The following is a 19,247-nucleotide window of genomic DNA, read 5'->3' on the forward strand; positions in this document are numbered from 1 at the left end:
CCATGAACACTACTTCCAATCGAACCCTTCTTGCCGTGGCCGTGTTGGCCGCATTGCTGCCGCTGTTCGTGCCGGCCTTCCTCACCTTCCAGCTGACGCAGACGATCGGCCTGGGCATCGCGCTCGTCGGGCTGAACCTGCTGACGGGCATGGCCGGTCAACCTTCGCTCGGGCATGGCGCCTTCTTTGCGATCGGCGCCTACGGGACCGCGATGCTGGTCGAGGCGGGACTGCCCTGGTGGAGCGCGCTGCCACTGGCCTGCGTGGCGGGCGCCGTGCTGGCCTTCGTGATCGGCAAGCCCATCTTGCGCCTGGAACACACCTACCTTGCACTGGCCACCTTCGCCATCGCGCTGGCCGTGCCGCAACTGGTGCGCAATGCGGCGGTCGAGCGCTGGACCGGCGGCGCACAAGGGCTGCAGCTCGATCGCCCATCGCCGCCGGCCTGGCTCGAGCCCTGGGTCAACCAGGACACGTGGATGTACTGGGTGGCCTTGGTGCTGGCCATCGCGGTGGTGCTGGCCGTCCGGCGCCTGGCACGCGGCCGGCTGGGGCTGGAGCTGCGCGCGCTCAGCGACCACACGGTGGCTGCAGCGGGTTGCGGCATCGACGTGTCGCGCAGCAAGGCGCTGGCTTTCGTGCTGAGCGCGGTGTGCGCCTGCATCGGCGGTGGCCTGTATGCGCTCAACGTCCAGCTCGTCACACCCGACAGCTTCACGCTATTCCTCTCGCTGACCATGGTGGCGGGCCTGGTGGTGGGTGGGCTGGGCACGGCGCTGGGGCCGTGGATCGGTGCCGTCTTCGTGCAGTTCATCCCGTCGGTGGCCGACCGGGTTTCCACCGCGGCGCCGTGGGCGGTCTTCGGCATGGCGATCCTGCTCGTCGTGTTCCTGCAACCGCGCGGCATGGCCGGGATGCTGCGTTTCCCGCTTCGCAACAAGAGGAGCCTCTGATGCCACGTGCAAAGACACCTGAAGAGCGCCAGGAGATCCGCGAACTCATCTGCGGGGTTGGCGAACGCCTGTTCGTCGAGCGCGGCGTGAACGGCGTGAGCATGCGCGACCTGGGCGCCGAGCTGGGCCTCAGCCCGATGGCGCCGTACCGCTACTTCAAGGACAAGGCCGAGATCCTGGCGGCCGTGCGGGCCGCAGCCTTCTCGCGTTTCTCGGACACGATCGAGGCGGCGTTCGACAGCGGCAAGACACCGACGGCCCGCGCTCGCGCCATCGGCACGGCCTACCTTGGCTTTGCGATTGCCGAGCCCAACGCCTACCGCCTGATCTTCGACATGACGCAACCCGACGAGGACCAGTACCCGGAGCTCGCCTTCCAGAGCGCGCGCGCCAGGGAGATCCTGTCGCGCCAGTCGAGCGACCTGATCGCCAACGGCCTCGCACCGGACGACGCCGAAGAGGTGACGCATTCGCTGTGGTCGGCCGCCCACGGCGTGTGCGTGCTCTACATGGCGGGCAAGTTTTCCAGCGCGGACAGCGCGCGTGAGGCCTATCGCAACACGATGCGCTGGCTGTTCATGGGGCTTCATGCGGACGCGCAGAAGCCCCCCCGTTCCCTTTCGAAATCCATCAAGGAGACCCCATGAGATTGAATCGTCGTACGGTCGTGCTGGGCGCGATCGCTTCCATGGCAGCACCGCTGCCCGCGCTGGCGCAGAAGCGCTACGGGCCGGGCGTGAGCGATACCGAGATCAGGATCGGATCGACCATGCCCTTCAGCGGCCCGGTGTCGATCCTGGGCACGCTCGGCAAGACCTCGCTCGCGTACTTCAACAAGATCAACGAAGAGGGCGGCATCAACGGCCGGCGCATCAAGCTCATCCAGTACGACGATGGCTACAACCCCGGCAAGGCGCTGGAGCTGACGCGCCGGCTCGTCGAGCAGGACGAGGTGTCCTTCATCTTCGAGACGGTGGGCACCGCGACCAACAACGCCGTCTACCGCTACCTCAACGGCAAGAAGATCCCGCAACTGCTCATCTTCAGCGGCGCGAACAAGTGGAACGACGTGGCCAGCGCGCCCTTCACGATCTCGGGCATGCCGACCTACAACGCCGAGGGTCGCGTCTACGCGCGCTGGATCCTCGAGAACATGCCCACGGCAAAGATCGCGGTGCTGATGCAGAACGACGACTTCGGCCGCGACTACCTGGCGGGCATCAAGGCCGGCCTGGGCGACAAGGCCAGCATGATCGTTGCGCAGAGCACCTACGAGACCACCGATGCGTCGGTCGACTCGCAGGTGGTGAGCCTGAAGGGCAGCGGTGCGAACGTGTTCATCTCGCTGTCCAACGGCAAGTTCACCGTGCAGTCGATGAAGAAGGCGCACGACATCGGCTGGAAGCCGCAGGTCATCCTGCCGCTGGGCAGCTCGTCGCTCTCCGCGATCATGCGGCCGGCCGGCGCCGAGGCGGGCAAGGGCGCCATCACCGGTGTCTACAACAAGCCTGTCTCCGACCCGCAATTCGACAAGGACCCCGGCGTGGTGGGGCTGCGCGAGTTCCTCAAGAAGTGGCTGCCGGAGGCCGACGCGAGCGACTCGCTGGTCGGCGGTGGCTACACGGCGGCGCAGGTGCTGGAGAACATCCTGAGGCGCTGCGGCGACGACCTGACGCGCGAAAACATCATGAAGCAGGTCAGCAGTCTCTCCGGCCTGTCGACCCCGTTGCTCATGCCCGGCATCACGCTGACGACGAGCGAGAAAGATCACGAGTTGTACGGCCACCTGTGGCTGCAACGATTCGATGGCAATGCATGGATCCCCTTTGGAAAGGCTCTTTCGGTATGACCACCTCCACACTCAATGTCTTCGTCGCCGGCGGCACCAGCGGCATCAACCTGGCGATCGCCGAGTCCTTCGCCAGGGCGGGGGCGAACGTCGGCGTGCTTTCGCGCGACAGCGAAAAGGTCCATGCGGCCGTGGCGCGCCTCGGGGCGCTCAATGGGCAGCGTGCCGCCGGCTGGTCGGCCGATGTGCGCGAGTTCGACGATGTGAAGGCCGCGCTGGGCGGATTCCATGACCGCTTCGGGGATATCGATGTGCTGATCTCGGGTGCGGCCGGCAACTTCCGTGCGCCGGCGCTCGGCATGTCGCCCAAGGGCTTTCGTACCGTGATCGACATCGACCTCATCGGCACCTTCCATGTGCTGTATGCGGCGCACGAGTTCCTTCGCAAGCCCGGTGCGTCGATCATCAACATCTCCGCCTCCCAGGCCTACGTGCCGATGATGTTGCAGAGCCATGTCTGCGCGGCCAAGGCCGGCATCGACATGCTGACCCGCACGCTGGCCATGGAGTGGGCGGGCGACGGCATCCGCATCAACTCGATCGCGCCGGGACCGGTGTCCGACACAGAAGGCATGGTCCGGCTTGCGCCGACGCCGCAGGCGGCCAAGGAACTCACCGAGATCGTCCCGCTGGGACGTTGGGCCCGCAAGGAAGAGATCGCGGCCGTGGCGCAGTTCCTGGCGTCGCCGGGGTCCGCGATGGTGACCGGGCAGGTGATTCCCGTGGATGGCGGTCTCAACCTCGGGCGCTACTCCCCGAAACTCGTGGCCGAAGCCGATGCCATGGTCGAGGCCAGCAAGGCGAGGGCCACAGCATGAGCTACCCGACTCTGGCATTCGACGACGCGGAAATCCCGGCAGGCGTGATCCGCGAGCGGGCATTGAAGGCCGCCTCCGGCCTGGCGGCGCTGGGCGTGGGGGAGGGTGACGTTGTCGCGGTCATGATGCGCAACGAGCCCGAGGCCATGGAGGCCATCCTGGCCGCCGGGCACCTCGGGGCTTACTGGTGTGGCCTGAACTGGCACTTCAAGGACGAAGAGGCGGGCTGGGTGCTGCGCGATTCCCGGGCCAAGGCCCTGGTCATCCACGCGGACCTGATTCCGCAGGTCGCGGTCGGACTTCCGCCCGGGCTGCCGGTCATTGCAGTGCAACCACGGGCCATGACGCGCAACATGTACGGCCTGGGCGATGGCGTGGACCTGCCCTCCGGCACGCTCGAATGGGAGAGCTGGCTGCGCTCGCAGACGGAAAGCACCGCGCAGCCCAAGCGGGCCAAGGGATTGATGCCCTACACATCGGGCGTCAGCGGCCGTCCCAAGGGCGTGGTGCGCATCGCCTTGCCGGAAGAGCAGGCCGTGAAGCAGGCGGACGCCACCGCCGAACTCAGCACCCAGGTGCTCGGCGTCACCCCGCAGTCGCGCTGCCTGCTCGCCGCGCCGCTGTACCACAGCGCGCCGGGCAACTATGCGGCAGCGTGCGCGCGCGTCGGTGCCTGGCTGCGGCTGGAGCCCCGCTTCGATGCCGAACAGATCCTGCGGCGGGTGAGCGAGGAACGCATCACGCACCTCTACCTGGTGCCGACGATGTACCAGCGCCTGCTGAGCCTGCCGCTGGAGACGCGCAAGCAGTACGACCTGAGTTCGGTGCAGTTCGTGGCGTCGACGGGATCGCCCTGCCCGGCGGGCGTCAAGCGCGCCATGATCGACTGGTGGGGACCGGTGATCCACGAGGCGTACGCGTCGAGCGAGACCGGCTACCTGACCTTCATCACGGCCGAGGAATGGCTGCGCAAGCCCGGCTCGGTCGGGCGGCCGGTGGGTGGTGCCGTGGTCAAGATTTTCGATGACGGCGGGCAGGCGCTTGGCAAGGGCGAGATCGGCGTCATTCATGGCCGGCAACCGGCGTCCCCCGACTTCACCTACATCAACAACCCCGAGGCGCGCGCGAAGCTCGAGCGGGACGGCCTGGTCACGGTGGGCGACATGGGCTACATCGACGAGGACGGCTACCTTTTCATCTCGGGCCGGCAGTCGGACATGGTCATCTCCGGCGGCGTGAACATCTATCCGGCCGAGATCGAGGCCGTGCTGTCGCGCATGCCCGGCGTGGTCGATTGCGCCGTGTTCGGCGTGCCCGACAACGAGTGGGGCGAAGCGCTGGTGGCGGCCGTGCAACCAACGGCCGGCGAGTCCATCGACGAGCGGGCCGTGCGCGAGTACGTGCGCGAGCGCATGGCCGGCTACAAGGTGCCGAAGTTCGTCACGGTCGAAGCGAGCTTGCCGCGCGAGGACACGGGCAAGGTCTACAAGCGGCGCGTGCGCGATGCCTTCCTGGCACGCAACGCCGTCGCGGCCTGAGCCTCGTGAGCGCCATCGAGGAGCGACGGATGACAGGCATCCACAACCCCGCGCACGCCACGAAGCCAGCCGACGGTGCGGAGGGGCGCGCAACGTTGCCGCTCTCAGGCGTGAGGATCATCGACCTGATCACGGTCGTGCTCGGGCCCCTGGCCACGCTCACGCTGGCCGGTCTGGGCGCCGAGGTCATCAAGATCGAGGCGCCGGAAGGCGACAACGTGCGCGCGGCCGGCGTGGCGCGCAGCGAAGGCATGGGCCATGTCTTCCTGCACGGGAACCGCGGCAAGCAAAGCGTGGCGCTCGACCTGAAGCAGGCCGGCGCACGCGATGCGCTGATCGAGCTGTTGCGCACCGCGGATGTGTTCGTGACGAACGTGCGCGAGGCGGCGTTGATACGGCTGGGCCTGGATGCGGACGCACTGCGCGAACGGATTCCGAGGTTGATCCATGTCGTGGCCACGGGCTACGGCTCTGGCGGGCCTTATGCAGGCAAGCCGGCCTATGACGACCTGATCCAGGGGGCGGCCGGCGTTGCGTGGCTGATGCAGCAGCACGTGGGGGGTGAGCCGCGCTACATGCCTGTCTCGTTGGCGGACAGGGTGACCGGCCTGCACCTCGCCTATGCAGTGACCGCTGCCTTGTACCAGCGCGAGCGCACCGGGCGCGGCACGCAGGTGGAGGTGCCGATGTTCGAGTGCATTGCGCATTTCGTGCTGGCCGATCATCTGGCCGGCGAGACCTTCATGCCGGCGCTGGGGCGGGCGGGCTACGACCGCCTGCTGTCGGAAAACAGGCGCCCCTACAAGACGGCAGACGGCCACCTGTGCGTGCTGATCTACAACGACGCGCACTGGAAGCGATTCCTCGGCGCGATCGGGCAGGGCACACGCTTCACGGAAGACTCCCGGTTCTCCTCACAGGCGGCCCGCTCGCGGCACATCCATGAGATCTACGGCTTTGTCGGCGAAGTGATGCGCACGCGTTCGACGCGCGAATGGGTGGAATTGCTGGACAAGCTCGACATACCCAACCAGGTTCCGGCGACGCTGGACGACCTGCTAGCCGATCCTCACCTGCGCGCCACCGGGCTGCTGGGCGAGGAAGAACACCCGGATGGGGGGCGCCAGCGCACCTTGGGCGTTCCCACCGTCTGGCCGGACGCACCGGCCGCCCGACAGCGACCAGCGCCGCGGCTGGGAGAGCACGGCGTCGACGTGCTGCGCGCCGCCGGCTTCGACGAATCACGTATCCAGGGACTGCTGGAATCCGGCGCCCTTTCCTTCAACTGACCTTTCATTGGATCCATCATGAAGACACGAATCACTGAACTCTTCGGCATCGAGCACCCCATCGTCCAGGGCGGCATGCACTGCGTGGGCCTCGCGCCCCTGGCTGCGGCAGTATCCAACGCCGGAGGCCTGGGCATGATCACCGCGCTGACGCTGCCCACGGCCGAAGCGCTGGCGCAGGAGATCCGGCGCTGCCGCGAGATGACGGACAAGCCCTTCGGCGTGAACCTCACCTTCCTGCCGAGTGTGAAGCAGCCGGACTACCCGGGCTATGTCCGCGCCATCATCGAGGGCGGCGTGAATGCGGTCGAGACGGCGGGCAACAACCCCGAGCGGGTGCTGCCCGCGCTGCAAGCCGCAGGCGTCAAGGTCATTCACAAGTGCACGTCGATCCGGCATGCCCTCAAGGCCGAGAGCATTGGATGCGATGCGGTGAGCGTGGACGGCTTCGAATGCGGCGGTCATCCGGGCGAGGACGACATCCCCAACTTCATCCTGCTGCCCCGGGCGGCGCAGTCGTTGAAGATTCCATTCATTGCCTCCGGCGGCATGGCGGACGGCCGCTCGCTGGTGGCGGCGCTTGCCCTGGGCGCCGACGGTGTGAACATGGGTACCCGCTTCCTGGTCACCGAGGAGGCACCGGTGCACCAGAACGTGAAGGATGCGATCGTGCGGGCGTCCGAGCTGGACACCCGGCTGGTCCTTCGTCCCCTGCGCAACACGGAGCGGGTCCTGAACAACGCTGCCGTGGAACGCCTGATGGAAAAGGAACGCGTGCTGGGCGGGGCGATCCAGTTCAGCGACATCGCCCCGGAAGTCGCGGGCGTGTATCCCAAGGTGATGTACGAAGGCCAGATGGATGCCGGCGCATGGAGCTGCGGCATGGTGGCTGGCCTGATCGATGACATTCCCACGGCAGGCGACCTGGTGCGGCGAATCATGCAGGAGGCGAATTCGATCATCCGCGAACGGCTCGGCGAGCTGGTGGCCGAAGAGGAATTCGCCTGAGCGGGAGCAGGGCTTCGTGCCCCGTCAGGGCGCCTTGTAACGAACCAGGAAGAATCCACCCGCAAGCGCCAGCACGATGGCCGCGATGCCGAAGAGCGAACTGCCCGCCATGTGCTCGACGTCAAGGTTGATCACGTGGCGGCCGACCGCGATGATGGCCACGGCCAGGATGGTTTCCAGCCTGATGCGGTGCGATTTGAAATAGACCCGCAGCGTTTCCATCAGCTCGAGTCCGAGAATGATGAGCAGCACGCCGGAGAAGGCCGTTTGCACCGACTTCATGAGTTCGGGGACCGAATCGATGCTGCTCAGTTGGCTGGCGATGGCAGATCCGAACATGATCCACAACTGGACGACCATCGCCAGGATCACTGCCATCAAGAGGATCTGGGCCGCCACCAGGACGCATGTCTCGAACCATTTGGTGACTTGAGTGGTGAGTTGCGGGGTCGATGAATGCCGTGCCAAGGCGTGTGCTGGCTGGGAGCTTTGTAGAGTCATTCTTGTCGTCCAGAAAAACGGCACAAGGCGTGCGATGCCAAGCGAAGAAGCCGTAGGTTTTTATCAGCCTCCAATGGTAGGGATGGGGGTCGTCCAGGCTCCCCTCCTTGGGGGAGGGGCCACCGCGTAACGAATTGCTGCTTCGACCCGACAACCTCGGGCAAGATCGCCCGATGCCCATCCCGAGTCGTTCCATCCGCTTGCCCCCGTCCCTGCAAGTCGCCTTGCCCCTGGTCATCCTCGCGTTCGGCCACACGCTGTCCAACCTGATTCGCACCTTGCCCGCCGTGGCCACTGATGTCATGTCCGCCGACATCGGCACGACCACCGGCTACCTCGGCGTGCTCACCGGTGCCTACCATCTCTTCTTTGCGCTGGGGCAAATTCCGGCGGGCGTGATGCTGGACAGGCTTGGCGTGCGGACCGTGTCCTTGTCGCTGTTCGGGATCACTGCGCTCGGCGCCGTGGCGGGCGCGCTCGCGCAAGGGACTGTCAGTTTCTTCGCGGCGCAGGCGCTGCTGGGCATCGGTTGCTGCGGCATGCTGCTGTGCCCTTTCACGCTGGCCGCCAAGACGCTGCCACCGGCCCGCTTTGCCATGTGGTCGGGCTTGATCCTGAGCATCGGCAACTGCGGCATGTTGTTGTCCGCGACGCCCATGGCATGGCTCATCGAGCACCATGGTTGGCGGGCCAGCTTCTGGCTGTCGGCGGGCCTGGCGATCGGCATCGGCGCATTGGTGGCGCTGGTCGTGCCGGGCATGCAGAGGACTGCGGTTGCGCCGCCGCTGCAACTGCGAGCGGAGTTTGGCGAGGTGCTGCGGATGACGACCTCGCTCCCAATGCGCGGGCCGGTCCTGCTGGCCTTCACTTCGCTGGCGGCGGCGCTCGCATTGCGTGGCGTCTGGGGCGGGCCGTGGTTCATGGAGGTCAAGGGGCTCACGCGGATCGAGGCCGGCAATGCGCTCCTTCCCTTGACGGTGGCATTGGCGGTCGGCCCGCTGGTCGCGGGCGCCATCGACAGGCTGACCGGCGCGCGGCGCGCCTTGCTCGCAAGCAGTCACCTCATGGCGGGCTTGTTGCTGCTTGTCGTTGTCGCCGCCGTGCCGGGCGGCTGGCTGCAGGGCGGCTTCGTGGGCTCGGCGTCATTCGATGCGTGGATCTTCTTTGCCTTCGGCTGCTGCATCTCGACGCAGCCCCTGCTGTTCGCGATGGGGCAGGCATCGACCGCGAAGGACAAGTCCGGCAAGGCCTTGGCGTCACTGAACCTGATGTTCTTCTGCGGCACCGCCTTCCATCAACTGGCCAGCGGATGGATCGCGTCGAACCTGGGCCTGGCCGCGGTGTTCGTCTACTTCGCGATGGCGCTCGCGGGATCGACCTTGCTGTTTCTGCGCTACACCCGACAGGCAGCGAGGTCCTGAAGGAGCGGCCAGGCCGCTCTTTCGATGATCAACGAACGAACCGGCCGTCGCTCCGCGCCTGCACGAGTTCGATGAACTGCGTACCGGTATTGCTGCGGTTGGTGCCGAAGTCGATGTCCAGCGTGGCCACGCGTGTCTTGAGCTTGCCCAGTGCCGTACGCAACCTCGCGCGCGACAGCTCGCCGCCGCATTGGCGCATCGCATCGACCAGCACGCGGGCCGCGATGTAGCCCTCGTAGCTTTGATAGCCCAGCGGCACCTTGGCCTTCTCGGCCGCCTGGCGGTAGCGGATGGAGTCGGTGTTGGCGTTGTCCCACGGGTAGGGCGTGACTTGCGATACGGCGATGCCGCGTGCCTGCTCGCCCAGCAGCTTGGCGGCCACGTCGCCCGCGAAGATCGACAGTGCATAGAACGATGGTGCGCCGCCGTTGGCCAGCACCGTCTTCACGAAGGCCGCGCCCGGCGCTGCCGTGTGATACACGATGACCGCCTGCACCGGCTGTGCCGCCATCGCCTTGCCGGCGGCCTCGACATCGCTGGCGTCGGGCGCCACCGCCACTTCGCTGATCACCTCGATCTTGAACTTCTGCGCCGCCTTCTTGAGCTGCGCCAGCACCTCGGCGCCACCGGGCGAGCGGATCCACGCGAAACCGATGCGCGTGAGGCCCACCGTGCTGATCTGTTGCAGCAGCGCTTCGACCTCGCGCCCCTGACTGGCCCGCGTGTAGAAGGCGACCCCCTCGGACTTCTCGCGCACCGAATCGGACACCGCCGTCGCGCCCACCAGCGGCGTTCCGCTGTCGCGCAGCGGCGCCAGTCCGCCCAGCGTCGGTGCGGCGCCGACGCCCAGGAAGCAGGCGAGGGCGTTGTGCTGCTGGACCAGCGTCTTGTAGTTGGCCTGCGCCTTGGCGCTGTCGAGCGTGTCGTCGAGCGAAACGAGGCGGATCTTGCGTTCCGCGATGCCGCCTTGCGCATTGACCTCGTCGAAGGCCAGCCGTGAGCCGCCTTGCATGACGAGGACCGACGGCGCGAGCGGACCCGAGAGCACAGCGCTCTGGCCGATCACGATGTCGCCACTGCTCGACTCGGCCGCTTGCGCGACACGCGCGGCGCCCAGCGCAACGCTTGCGCCCGTGCCCACGATGAAGGAACGTCGATCCATCTTTGTCTTGTCTCCGCGAATGCTTTGGTACACGGCGGCACACGGCGCTCGGCGACTGGCCGCAGCGCTGGCCGCTCAAGGATTGGCGCGGAGGATGGTAACGGTTTGTTACGCGACTGACGGGCGTGTGTCGGCTCGCTGCGACGCTCCAAAACCCTGCGGCGTTTCGTATGCATTGACGTTCATGGGAGGCGGCATCTTGTCGTTGGCCAACGTCGCCAGAACTGCGAGGGGCCGGCGTCAACCGCGCACGACGGCCCCGCGTGGATCAAGGCGCCGGCAACATCCGCCGCAGCGCCTCGAAGAACAGGTCGGACTGCTCCCGTTCCCCCTGGATCTGCGCCGCCACGCGAGCAGCCAGCGCCGGATCCACCGGCACCAGCGGCCGGCCAGTCTGCTGCGCGATCACCTGGTGCAGGCAACTGCGCTCCAGGTAGTAGAGGTCGTCGTAGGCATGCGCGATGGTTGCGCCGGCCACGATCACGCCGTGGTTCGCGAGGAAGGCCACGTCCTTGCCGGCCATGGCCCTGGCGATGCGCTCGCCCTCCGCATCGTCGAGCGCGAGGCCGTTGTAGACGGTGTCGATCGCGATGCGATTGATGTAGCGCATCGCGTTCTGGCTCAGCGTGGGATCGAGCGCGCGGTCGACGGTCAGCGTGAGCGCGGTGGCATAGGGCATGTGGCAATGCAGCACCACTGCATGGCCTGTCAGGCGATGCACGGCGCCATGGATGAAGAGGGCCGTGGGCTCGACGCGATGACGGCCCGCGAGCACCTTGCCGCGCACGTCGATGAGGACGATGTCGTCGGGCCCGATCTCGCTCCAGTGCAGGCCGCGCGGGTTGATGAGATAGCGGTCGCTGGCGCCCGGCACGAGCACGCTGAAGTGGTTGCAGACGCCTTCCGACAGCCCGTGGTGCGCAGCGGCGCGCAGGGCCAGCGCCAGGTCTTCTCGCAGCTTGCGCACGCGCGGCTGGTTGTATTGCGCTTCGGGCGTGTCGTGGACGTTGCCCTTGATGATCGTTTCAACCATGGTGGTGTTCCTCAGGCGTTGATGGTGCCGGCCCATGCCGACACGAACTTCGTGGCGTCCTCGCGGACGGCTGCTGCAGACTTGCCGGGCTTGTAGAGCGACGAGCCGATGCCAAAGCCGGCCGCGCCCGCGGCCCGCCACTCGCCCATGTTGTGCGGCGCGATGCCACCCACCGGCATCAGCGGCGTGCCGGCCGGCAGCACCGCCAGCAGCGCCTTCACGACGACGGGCGAGGCCAGTTCGGCCGGGAACAGCTTGAGGCCCGTGGCGCCCGCGGCCAGCGCGCCGAAGGCTTCGGTGGGCGTCATCACGCCAGGCAGGCAGACCATGTCCAGCCGCACCGCCTCGGCGATGACTTCCGCGTTGAAGTTCGGCGACACGATCAGTTGCCCGCCGGCCCCATGCACCTCGCGCACCTGCCGGGCATCGAGCACCGTGCCCGCGCCGACCAGCGCCTGCGGAAAGCGCTGGCGCATCAGGGCGATGCTCTCCAGCGGCTGCGGTGAATTGAGCGGGACTTCGAGCAACCTGAAGCCCGGCTCGACGATGGCATCGCCCACGTCGGCGGCCTCGGCCGGCGTGAGTCCGCGCAAGATCGCGATGAGGGGAAGCTGCTGCATCGCAGCCTGGAACGTGGCGAGTGCGGTCATGGTGTGGGTAGTAGTTGAGTGGCCAGCGCATGCAGCCCGGCCCATGTTGCTTCTGCGCCGAGCGTGCGCGTGCTGACGCCGGTAGCGCTGATGGCCAACGCGTAGCGCTTCGTCAGGGCGGGGGAGCCGATCAGCACCACCTCTCGCGTCGTCTGCAAGGACTGCGTGCGCAGTTCCTCGCCGATGAGCAGGCCGGAGAGATAGCTCGACAACTGCGACTTGGGCATGCGGTTGAACAAGGCCAGCGTGCGCGCACCAAAGGCGTTGTGCAGCAGCCCTTCGCCATTGCCGGATTGCGTCACACCTTGCAGGAAGGCGGCTTCATCGAGCGGTGCATCGGCATCGAGCGTGCGGGCGAGGATCGAATGCTGGCTCAGCAACGCATAGAACTCGCCCGTCATGAAGGTGCGAAAACCCTCCACGCGCCCGCCCTTCACGCGCACCCACTTGTTGTGCGTGCCCGGCAGCACGAAGACGCCGTCGCGCAAGCCGGTGAGCGCTATGGCGCCGAAGATCTGCACCTCCTCGCCACGCATCACATCGGGCACGCCCGCATGTTCGTCGCGGAGGCCCGGCACCAGGGCGATGCGGCCCGGCTGGATGTCGATGATGCTGCGCACCACGTCGGCGAGCCCGGCGGGGCAGGCGCAGTAGGGCGCCTCGACCCAGCCCTGCTGGCTGCCGGCCATGCCGGAGATGATGCAGCGCGTGCCTTCGGGCCGCATCCACTCCCCGAACAGCGACTCGAAGACCTCGGGGAATCCGCCCGCGGGAACGCTCAGGATGCCGCGCGGATGGCCCTGCTCCGCAAGCACCTTTCCGGTGCTGTCGAGCAGCGCGCCACGCAAGGAGCTGGTGCCCCAATCGACCGCGACCCAATGCATTGGTTCATGTCTCCGTATGGCATGTTTTGGGAGGCCGCAAGTCAGGGTTTCCCTGCAGCGACGGCCATTTCAATCATCATATGATAAGCCGCGAACCAAGCCCTCACCCTAGGGTTTCCGAGTGAAATATCAACGGGTCCATCACATGCAAAGCACTCTCTCGGCGCACCGCCGCCAGGTCCTCCAGGGTCTCGCGGCCATGCTCTTGCCAACCTCTTTCGCAGCCTTTGCCGAAGACTATCCCAGCAAGCCAGTGGAACTCGTCGTGCCTGCATCGGCCGGCGGCGGCACCGATGCATTGGCACGCAGCTTTGCCGAACTGGCGAAGAAGAACTTCCCGCAGCCTTTGATCGTCAACGACAAGCCCGGCGCCAGCGGCGTGATCGGCATGGGCGAAGTGTTGAACAGCAAGCCCGATGGCTACAAGGTCAGCGTGCTCATCGCCGAGCTGGTGATCCTGCCGCACCTGAACCTCTCCAAGTTCACCTATGCCGATTTCCGCCCCATCGCGCGCCTGAACGCCGACCCGGCCGCCATCACGGTCAAGGCCGATGCACCCTGGAACACCATCGAGGAATTCATCGCGGCCTGCAAGGCCAAGCCGGGCGAGATGAAGGTCGGCAATTCGGGCAATGGCTCGATCTGGCACCTGGCTGCGGCAGGCTTCGAGGACAAGACCGGCACCAAGCTGAGCCACGTCCCGTTCCAGGGCGCGGCGCCGGGCGTGATCGCCTTGCTCGGCGGGCACATCGATGCGGTGGCAGTCAGCCCCGCCGAAGTCGCCACGCATGTGCAGGGCGGCAAGCTCAAGATCCTGGCCGTGATGGCCGACGAGCGGCTCAAGGCCTTCGACAAGGTGCCCACGCTGAAGGAGCGCAAGATCGACCTGTCGATCGGCACCTGGCGCGGCCTGGGCGTGCCCAAGGCCACGCCCGACAACGTCGTCAATGCGCTGCGTGAGATGGCGCGCAAGACGGCCGCCGACCCCGGCATGCGCGAATCGATGGACAAGCTCAACCTCGGCTTCTCCTACCTCGATGCCGACGCCTTCGGCAAAGCCATGGAACGCGACCACGCGTACTTCAAGCAACTGGTCGAGAAGGTCGGGATCAAGTCATGAGCGACAAGATCGAGGTCCTGGCCGTCGCGCCGCTGATGCCCTTCCTGATGGACCAGCTGCGCGCCGAATACACGGTGCACGACCGCATCCACGTGAGCGACCCGGACGCCTTCGCGGCGGTCGCACCGCGCATCCGTGGCGTCGTGGCCAATGGCGAGGCCAAGGTGCCGCGCGAGTTGATCGCGAAGCTGCCGGCGCTCGAAGTGATCTCGGTCTTTGGCGTGGGCTATGACGGTGTCGACGTGGCGGCAGCGCATGAGCGCGGCGTGCCTGTCACGAACACACCGGAGGTGCTTAACGACGATGTGGCTGACCTGGCCATCGGCCTGCTGCTGTCGATCGCGCGGCGCATCCCGCAGGCTGACAAGTTCGTACGCGCCGGCTCGTGGCTCAATGGTCCGATCCCGCTGGCGCGCAAGGCCACCGGCGCGCGCCTGGGTATCGTCGGCATCGGCCGCATCGGCCAGGCCATCGCGGACCGGGCCAAGGCTTTCCGCATGGACATCTCGTACACAGCGCGCTCGCCGCGCGCCGGCGTGCCCTACACCTACTACCCCAACGCCGAAGCGCTTGCGGCGGCCGTCGACTTCCTCGTCGTCATCACGCCCGGCGGCGCGGCCACGCGCGGCATGATCGATGCCAAGGTCCTGAAGGCGCTCGGGCCGCAGGGCTACCTGATCAACGTGGCGCGCGGCACGGTCGTCGACCAGCCGGCGCTCATCGCGGCCTTGCAGGCCGGCGACATCGCCGGCGCGGCGCTCGACGTGTTCGTCGACGAACCCAATGTGCCCGCGGTACTGCGCGAGATGAACAACGTGGTGCTCACGCCGCACATCGGCAGCGGCACTCGGCAGACGCGCGAGGCGATGGGGCAACTCACCTTCGACAACCTGCGCGCGCATTTCGCCGGGCAGCCGCTGTTGACCCCGGTCGCTTCCTGAGCCGCGGCCGATGATCAAGAACGCCCACGGCCACACGGTCGACCTGCTCGGCGAGTCCATCGTCGCGGGCCGCTATCGCGAGGGCGGCGTGATACCGCCGGAGCCGATCCTGGGCGAGGAACTGGGCGTGAGCCGCACCGTGGTGCGCGAGGCCATCAAGGCGCTGGCGGCCAAGGGACTGATCGTGACCGGCCCGAAGGTCGGCAGCCGCGTGCTGCCACAGGACTCGTGGAACTGGTTCGATCCCGATGTCATCACCTGGCAGGCGCGGGTCGGCCTCACGCCGGAGTTCCTGCGCGACTTGCAGGACCTGCGCCGCGTGGTCGAACCCGCGGCGGTGCGCCTGGCGGCGGAACGCGCCACCGCCGAGGACATCGTGGAAATCGAGGCGGCCTATGCCGGCATGAAGGACGCCATCGAGCACGGCGGCGACTACGTCACCCATGACCTGCGCTTTCATCACGGCGTGTTGCGCGCTGCGCGCAACCGCATGCTCACGCAGATGAGCAAGGCCTTGAACGCGTTGCTGCGCACCAGTTTCGAGATTTCCACCACGCGCAGCAACGGCCCGGCGCTCTCGCTGCCCATGCATCGCGCGGTGCTGGACGCGGTCATCGCGCACGAGCCTGCGAAGGCCGAGCGCGCCATCCTCAAGCTGATCGACGGCGCGCGCACCGACATCGAGGCCGTGCTCGGCTCGCGCCGCCGCCTGCCGCGCCTGAGTCGGCCGCCGCCACGGCTCAAGGCCCACTGAGTTTTTCCGTTCCCCCGTAGCAATCGAAGCATCCGTCATCAAGGAGACATCTCACCATGAAATTGAAACCGCTATTCGCCGCATCGCTCGTTGCGCTGGGGCTCGTGGCCACTGGCCAGGCGGCCGCCCAGGAAAAGCTCACCGTCTGGTGGGTCAAGGGCTTCTACAAGGCAGAAGACGATGCGCTGTTCGCGGCCATCAAGAAGTACGAAGAGAAGCACAAGGACGTCAAGATCGACCTGTCGCAGTACCCGATCCAGGACATGATCCCGAAGACCGTGTCTGCGCTCGACTCCGGTAGCCCGCCCGACGTGGCCTATGCCGACGTGTATGACTTCCAGGTCACCGGCAAGTGGGCCTTCGAGGACAAGCTCGAGGACATCAGCAGCATCATCAATCCGATGAAGGCGCGCTTCGCACCCAACACCGTCGAGACCACTTTCCTCTACGACGACAAGACCAAGCAGAAGGCCTACTACGCCTTCCCGATCAAGCAGCAGACCATGCACGTCGAGTACTGGTCCGACATGCTGGCCGAAGCCGGCTTCAAGGAATCCGACATCCCGACGACCTGGAAGGAATACTGGCCCTTCTGGTGCGAAAAGGTCCAGGCCGGCAGCCGTGCCAAGTCGGGCAAGCGCACCTTCGGCATCGGCCAGCCCATGGGCGTGGATTCGAGCGACTCGTTCTATTCCTTCCTGACCTTCGCGGATGCCTACAACGTGAAGATGGTCGACGACAACGGCAAGCTGCTGGTCGACGACCCCAAGGTCAAGGCCGGCCTGGTCGGCGCGCTGACCGACTACACGATGCCCTACATCAAGGGTTGCACGCCGCCGTCGTCGACGAGCTGGAAGGACCCGGACAACAACGTCGCCTTCCACAACAAGACGACCGTGATGACGCACAACGCGACCATCTCGATCGCCGCCAAGTGGCTCGACGACATGGACAACCAGACGCTCACGCCGGAACAGCGTGAGGAGGCCAAGAAGAACTTCACCGAACGCATCAAGACGGCCGGCTTCCCGAGCAAGCCGGACGGCGGCAAGATGGTCTACCGCACCGCTGTGAAGACCGGCGTGATCTTCAAGGAAGCCAAGAACAAGAAGCGTGCGAAGGAGTTCGTCGAGTTCCTGATGCAGGAAGAGAACCTGACGCCGTACGTGGAAGGTTCGCTCGGCCGCTGGTTCCCGGTGACCAAGGCCGGCCAGGCCAGCCCGTTCTGGCAAGCCAACGAGCATCGCAAGTCGGTGTTCAACCAGTACGCTGCCGGCACGGTGACCTTCGAATTCACGAAGAACTACAAGTTCACCATTCTCAACAACGAGAACGTGTGGGCCAAGGCGATGAGCCGCGTCGTGACCGACAAGATCCCCGTCGACAAGGCGGTCGACGAGATGATCGAGCGCATCAAGGTGGTCGCGAAGTAACTTTCGCTCACCCCCAGGTCGGCTCGCTTCGCGGGCCGACCACCCCCTCGCCGGGGGCAACACCAGAGGCCCTAGACATCCGGGTCTGCGGTGTTTCTGGAATGTGGATCGAGGGACAGTTGGCCCTTGATCCCTGACTCGTTTGAAGAAGTGGAGGAGTCCATGAGCAGTACTACCGTACCGGTCGCCGCGGTGGCGCCCTTGCAGCGCAAGGACCGATGGCAGACGTGGGGCCGATGGATGGTCCTGCCCTACCTGCTGATCTTCGTGGTGTTCGTGCTGTACCCGGTGGGCTACGGCCTCTGGCTCGCGCGCCATCCCCAGAGCTACGTGCACCTGGAGGCGGACCCGATCTTCCTGCGCTCGGTGATCAACACACTGGTGTTCCTCGTCGTGGCCATCAACGTCAAGATGATCCTGGCGCTGATCCTGTCGGGCTTCTTCGTGCAGACGCGCTGGTGGATCAAGATCGTCTCGGCGCTGTTCATCCTGCCGTGGGCCATGCCCTCGATCCCGACCATCCTGTCGGTGCGCTTCATGCTCAACCCGGAGTGGGGCGTGATCAACACCACCATTTTCCGCCTGACGGGTGCCGATGGGCCGAACTGGCTCAACGACCCGACGCTGGCGTTGACCTTCGCGATGCTGATGCATGTGTGGAAGTCGCTGCCGTTCTGGACCCTGATCCTCGTCGCGGGCCGGCTCGCCATTCCTTCCGAGCAATACGAGGCTGCTTCTGTGGACGGCGCCACCTCCTGGCAGAAATTCAAGTTCATCAGCTGGCCGGCGCTCAAGACGCTGTACCTCACCTCGACCATCCTCTCGATGATCTGGACGCTCGGTGACTTCAACAGCGTCTACCTGCTGACCGGTGGTGGCCCTGCCGACATGACGCACGTCCTGGCGACGCTCGGTATTCGCTATCTGCGGCTGGACCAGGTGGACTTGTCGATGGCATCGATCGTGGTGGCAATGCCGCTCGTGCTGCCTCTTGTGTACTTCATGATGAAGAGGCTCTCCAAATGACAAAGCGCTGGACCCCCAAGGCCATCGCGACCGAGGCCAAGCTGCTCCTCATCGGCATCCCGGTGGTGCTGTGGACGCTGATCCCGGTCTACCACATGGTGCTGTTCGCGATCTCGCCCAGGGACTCGGCCACCTCGGGGCACCTGTGGCCGACGCACCCGACGCTGCAGAACTTCGCTATCGTGTTCGGCGAGAAGCACTTCTACCTGACCCACTTCTGGCAGCAACTCTGGAACTCGCTGCTCATCGCGATCTCGGTCGGCGTGCTCACGCTGTTCGTGGCGACCACGGCCGCTTTCGCCATCAGCCGGCTGCGCGTGCGCGGCGGACGCACGGTGATGAACATGGCGTTGTTCACGTACTTCATCCCGGCTGCCTTCCTGGCCGTGCCGATGTACAAGACCATGGGCAACTACGGGCTGCTCAACAGCCAGTGGTCGCTGATCCTGGCCATGGTGACGATCGCTTCGCCGTACTGCATCTGGGTGCTCAAGCAGGCTTCGGACAAGCTGCCCTACGAACTCGACGAAGCCGCGCGGATGGATGGCGCCTCGCCGCTGCAACTGTTCCGCCTGGTGTACCTGCCGTTGATGGTGCCGTCGCTGGTGGCCGTGGGCACCTATGCGCTGCTGCTGGCCTGGAACGAGTACCTGTTTGCCTTCCTGCTGCTGTCGAAGGACACGAGCGTGACCTTGGCGGTGGCACTCGGCAATTTCCTGTCCGCCGACGATTCGCCGTGGGAACTGCTGATGACGACGGGCCTGATCTACGCGTTGCCCCCGGCAGCCATCTACTACACCTTCAAGCGCTACATGGTCGGCGGTCTCACGGCCGGTGCTGTGAAGAGCTAAAACGACAACGAGGAGA

At 66.1% G+C, this 19,247-nt stretch carries 19 protein-coding genes; 14 read left to right on the forward strand and 5 right to left on the reverse strand.

Features of this window, described 5'->3' with window-relative positions; all coding sequences use genetic code 11:
- Positions 1 to 2 precede the first annotated feature (2 nt).
- From WKW79_RS11235 to WKW79_RS11265, 7 genes are read left to right on the forward strand one after another with little or no spacing between them, the layout of a single operon-like run.
- A complete protein-coding gene (locus tag WKW79_RS11235; RefSeq protein WP_340335234.1) occupies positions 3 to 953 on the forward strand; it encodes a branched-chain amino acid ABC transporter permease in 951 nt (316 codons plus the stop codon).
- On the forward strand, positions 953 to 1,600 hold the full coding sequence (locus WKW79_RS11240; RefSeq protein ID WP_340335235.1) for a TetR/AcrR family transcriptional regulator: 648 nt from the start codon (positions 953 to 955) through the stop codon (positions 1,598 to 1,600). Before WKW79_RS11235 ends, WKW79_RS11240 begins: the two co-directional genes overlap by 1 nt.
- The gene (locus WKW79_RS11245) at positions 1,597 to 2,802 is read left to right on the forward strand and encodes an ABC transporter substrate-binding protein (protein ID WP_340335236.1); all 1,206 of its coding nucleotides are present in this window, start codon (positions 1,597 to 1,599) and stop codon (positions 2,800 to 2,802) included. Before WKW79_RS11240 ends, WKW79_RS11245 begins: the two co-directional genes overlap by 4 nt.
- A complete protein-coding gene (locus WKW79_RS11250) occupies positions 2,799 to 3,620 on the forward strand; it encodes an SDR family oxidoreductase (protein WP_340335237.1) in 822 nt (273 codons plus the stop codon). Before WKW79_RS11245 ends, WKW79_RS11250 begins: the two co-directional genes overlap by 4 nt.
- The gene (locus tag WKW79_RS11255; RefSeq protein ID WP_340335238.1) at positions 3,617 to 5,158 is read left to right on the forward strand and encodes an AMP-binding protein; all 1,542 of its coding nucleotides are present in this window, start codon (positions 3,617 to 3,619) and stop codon (positions 5,156 to 5,158) included. The genes WKW79_RS11250 and WKW79_RS11255 overlap by 4 nt, the downstream gene beginning before the upstream one ends.
- 29 nt (positions 5,159 to 5,187) lie before the next feature.
- Positions 5,188 to 6,447, forward strand: a complete 1,260-nt coding sequence (locus WKW79_RS11260) for a CaiB/BaiF CoA transferase family protein (RefSeq protein WP_340335239.1) — start codon at positions 5,188 to 5,190, stop codon at positions 6,445 to 6,447.
- Positions 6,448 to 6,465: 18 nt separating this feature from the next.
- Positions 6,466 to 7,455: an NAD(P)H-dependent flavin oxidoreductase gene (locus WKW79_RS11265; protein ID WP_340335240.1), complete on the forward strand. Its 990-nt coding sequence runs from the start codon at positions 6,466 to 6,468 to the stop codon at positions 7,453 to 7,455.
- Positions 7,456 to 7,479: 24 nt separating this feature from the next.
- Here the strand turns inward: WKW79_RS11265 and WKW79_RS11270 are convergent, their stop codons facing one another.
- Positions 7,480 to 7,980, reverse strand: coding sequence for a phosphate-starvation-inducible PsiE family protein (locus tag WKW79_RS11270; protein WP_340335241.1), 501 nt, complete (start codon positions 7,978 to 7,980; stop codon positions 7,480 to 7,482).
- A gap of 149 nt (positions 7,981 to 8,129) precedes the next feature.
- On the opposite strand from WKW79_RS11270, the gene WKW79_RS11275 reads away from it, so the two are divergent.
- Complete coding sequence (locus WKW79_RS11275) at positions 8,130 to 9,377, forward strand: MFS transporter (protein WP_340335242.1); 1,248 nt, start codon at positions 8,130 to 8,132, stop codon at positions 9,375 to 9,377.
- 28 nt (positions 9,378 to 9,405) lie between these two features.
- Here the strand turns inward: WKW79_RS11275 and WKW79_RS11280 are convergent, their stop codons facing one another.
- The 4 genes from WKW79_RS11280 to WKW79_RS11295 all read right to left on the reverse strand — a co-directional run bounded on the left by WKW79_RS11280 (position 9,406) and on the right by WKW79_RS11295 (position 13,106).
- Entirely contained in the window at positions 9,406 to 10,539 is a 1,134-nt protein-coding gene (locus WKW79_RS11280; protein ID WP_340335243.1) for an ABC transporter substrate-binding protein, read from the reverse strand.
- A gap of 268 nt (positions 10,540 to 10,807) precedes the next feature.
- Positions 10,808 to 11,572 (reverse strand): aldolase, encoded by a 765-nt coding sequence (locus WKW79_RS11285; protein WP_340335244.1) that lies wholly within the window; start codon positions 11,570 to 11,572, stop codon positions 10,808 to 10,810.
- Positions 11,573 to 11,583: 11 nt separating this feature from the next.
- Positions 11,584 to 12,222, reverse strand: a complete 639-nt coding sequence (locus WKW79_RS11290) for a 2-dehydro-3-deoxy-6-phosphogalactonate aldolase (protein WP_340335245.1) — start codon at positions 12,220 to 12,222, stop codon at positions 11,584 to 11,586.
- Positions 12,219 to 13,106 carry a 2-dehydro-3-deoxygalactonokinase gene (locus WKW79_RS11295; RefSeq protein ID WP_340335246.1) on the reverse strand — a complete coding sequence of 296 codons (888 nt, stop codon included), beginning with the start codon at positions 13,104 to 13,106 and terminating at the stop codon, positions 12,219 to 12,221. The genes WKW79_RS11290 and WKW79_RS11295 overlap by 4 nt, the downstream gene beginning before the upstream one ends.
- A 145-nt stretch (positions 13,107 to 13,251) precedes the next feature.
- On the opposite strand from WKW79_RS11295, the gene WKW79_RS11300 reads away from it, so the two are divergent.
- From WKW79_RS11300 to WKW79_RS11325, 6 genes are all read left to right on the forward strand, one after another.
- Positions 13,252 to 14,226, forward strand: coding sequence for a Bug family tripartite tricarboxylate transporter substrate binding protein (locus WKW79_RS11300; protein ID WP_422823869.1), 975 nt, complete (start codon positions 13,252 to 13,254; stop codon positions 14,224 to 14,226).
- A complete protein-coding gene (locus WKW79_RS11305) occupies positions 14,223 to 15,167 on the forward strand; it encodes a 2-hydroxyacid dehydrogenase (protein ID WP_340335247.1) in 945 nt (314 codons plus the stop codon). Before WKW79_RS11300 ends, WKW79_RS11305 begins: the two co-directional genes overlap by 4 nt.
- Before the next feature lie 10 nt (positions 15,168 to 15,177).
- Positions 15,178 to 15,921, forward strand: coding sequence for a FadR/GntR family transcriptional regulator (locus WKW79_RS11310; protein ID WP_340335248.1), 744 nt, complete (start codon positions 15,178 to 15,180; stop codon positions 15,919 to 15,921).
- Between the two features lie 56 nt (positions 15,922 to 15,977).
- Entirely contained in the window at positions 15,978 to 17,354 is a 1,377-nt protein-coding gene (locus tag WKW79_RS11315) for an ABC transporter substrate-binding protein (protein WP_340335249.1), read from the forward strand.
- Between the two features lie 162 nt (positions 17,355 to 17,516).
- On the forward strand, positions 17,517 to 18,380 hold the full coding sequence (locus WKW79_RS11320; protein WP_340335250.1) for a carbohydrate ABC transporter permease: 864 nt from the start codon (positions 17,517 to 17,519) through the stop codon (positions 18,378 to 18,380).
- Positions 18,377 to 19,231, forward strand: a complete 855-nt coding sequence (locus WKW79_RS11325) for a carbohydrate ABC transporter permease (protein ID WP_340335251.1) — start codon at positions 18,377 to 18,379, stop codon at positions 19,229 to 19,231. Before WKW79_RS11320 ends, WKW79_RS11325 begins: the two co-directional genes overlap by 4 nt.
- Positions 19,232 to 19,247: the final 16 nt, after the last annotated feature.

This window comes from Variovorax robiniae (genome assembly GCF_037889955.1).
Taxonomy (GTDB): Bacteria; Pseudomonadota; Gammaproteobacteria; order Burkholderiales; family Burkholderiaceae_C; genus Variovorax; species Variovorax robiniae.

What these genes read in the sequence shown, in the direction of transcription:
- WKW79_RS11305 (WP_340335247.1), top strand. Translation starts at nt 14,223, where the DNA reads ATGAGCGACAAGATCGAGGTCCTGGCCGTCGCGCCGCTGATGCCCTTC.
- WKW79_RS11250 (WP_340335237.1), top strand. Translation starts at nt 2,799, where the DNA reads ATGACCACCTCCACACTCAATGTCTTCGTCGCCGGCGGCACCAGCGGC.
- WKW79_RS11320 (WP_340335250.1), top strand. Translation starts at nt 17,517, where the DNA reads ATGAGCAGTACTACCGTACCGGTCGCCGCGGTGGCGCCCTTGCAGCGC.
- WKW79_RS11310 (WP_340335248.1), top strand. Translation starts at nt 15,178, where the DNA reads ATGATCAAGAACGCCCACGGCCACACGGTCGACCTGCTCGGCGAGTCC.
- WKW79_RS11275 (WP_340335242.1), top strand. Translation starts at nt 8,130, where the DNA reads ATGCCCATCCCGAGTCGTTCCATCCGCTTGCCCCCGTCCCTGCAAGTC.
- WKW79_RS11295 (WP_340335246.1), bottom strand. Translation starts at nt 13,106, where the DNA reads ATGCATTGGGTCGCGGTCGATTGGGGCACCAGCTCCTTGCGTGGCGCG.
- WKW79_RS11255 (WP_340335238.1), top strand. Translation starts at nt 3,617, where the DNA reads ATGAGCTACCCGACTCTGGCATTCGACGACGCGGAAATCCCGGCAGGC.
- WKW79_RS11240 (WP_340335235.1), top strand. Translation starts at nt 953, where the DNA reads ATGCCACGTGCAAAGACACCTGAAGAGCGCCAGGAGATCCGCGAACTC.
- WKW79_RS11290 (WP_340335245.1), bottom strand. Translation starts at nt 12,222, where the DNA reads ATGACCGCACTCGCCACGTTCCAGGCTGCGATGCAGCAGCTTCCCCTC.
- WKW79_RS11300 (WP_422823869.1), top strand. Translation starts at nt 13,252, where the DNA reads ATGCAAAGCACTCTCTCGGCGCACCGCCGCCAGGTCCTCCAGGGTCTC.
- WKW79_RS11245 (WP_340335236.1), top strand. Translation starts at nt 1,597, where the DNA reads ATGAGATTGAATCGTCGTACGGTCGTGCTGGGCGCGATCGCTTCCATG.
- WKW79_RS11235 (WP_340335234.1), top strand. Translation starts at nt 3, where the DNA reads ATGAACACTACTTCCAATCGAACCCTTCTTGCCGTGGCCGTGTTGGCC.
- WKW79_RS11265 (WP_340335240.1), top strand. Translation starts at nt 6,466, where the DNA reads ATGAAGACACGAATCACTGAACTCTTCGGCATCGAGCACCCCATCGTC.
- WKW79_RS11260 (WP_340335239.1), top strand. Translation starts at nt 5,188, where the DNA reads ATGACAGGCATCCACAACCCCGCGCACGCCACGAAGCCAGCCGACGGT.
- WKW79_RS11285 (WP_340335244.1), bottom strand. Translation starts at nt 11,572, where the DNA reads ATGGTTGAAACGATCATCAAGGGCAACGTCCACGACACGCCCGAAGCG.
- WKW79_RS11325 (WP_340335251.1), top strand. Translation starts at nt 18,377, where the DNA reads ATGACAAAGCGCTGGACCCCCAAGGCCATCGCGACCGAGGCCAAGCTG.
- WKW79_RS11280 (WP_340335243.1), bottom strand. Translation starts at nt 10,539, where the DNA reads ATGGATCGACGTTCCTTCATCGTGGGCACGGGCGCAAGCGTTGCGCTG.
- WKW79_RS11315 (WP_340335249.1), top strand. Translation starts at nt 15,978, where the DNA reads ATGAAATTGAAACCGCTATTCGCCGCATCGCTCGTTGCGCTGGGGCTC.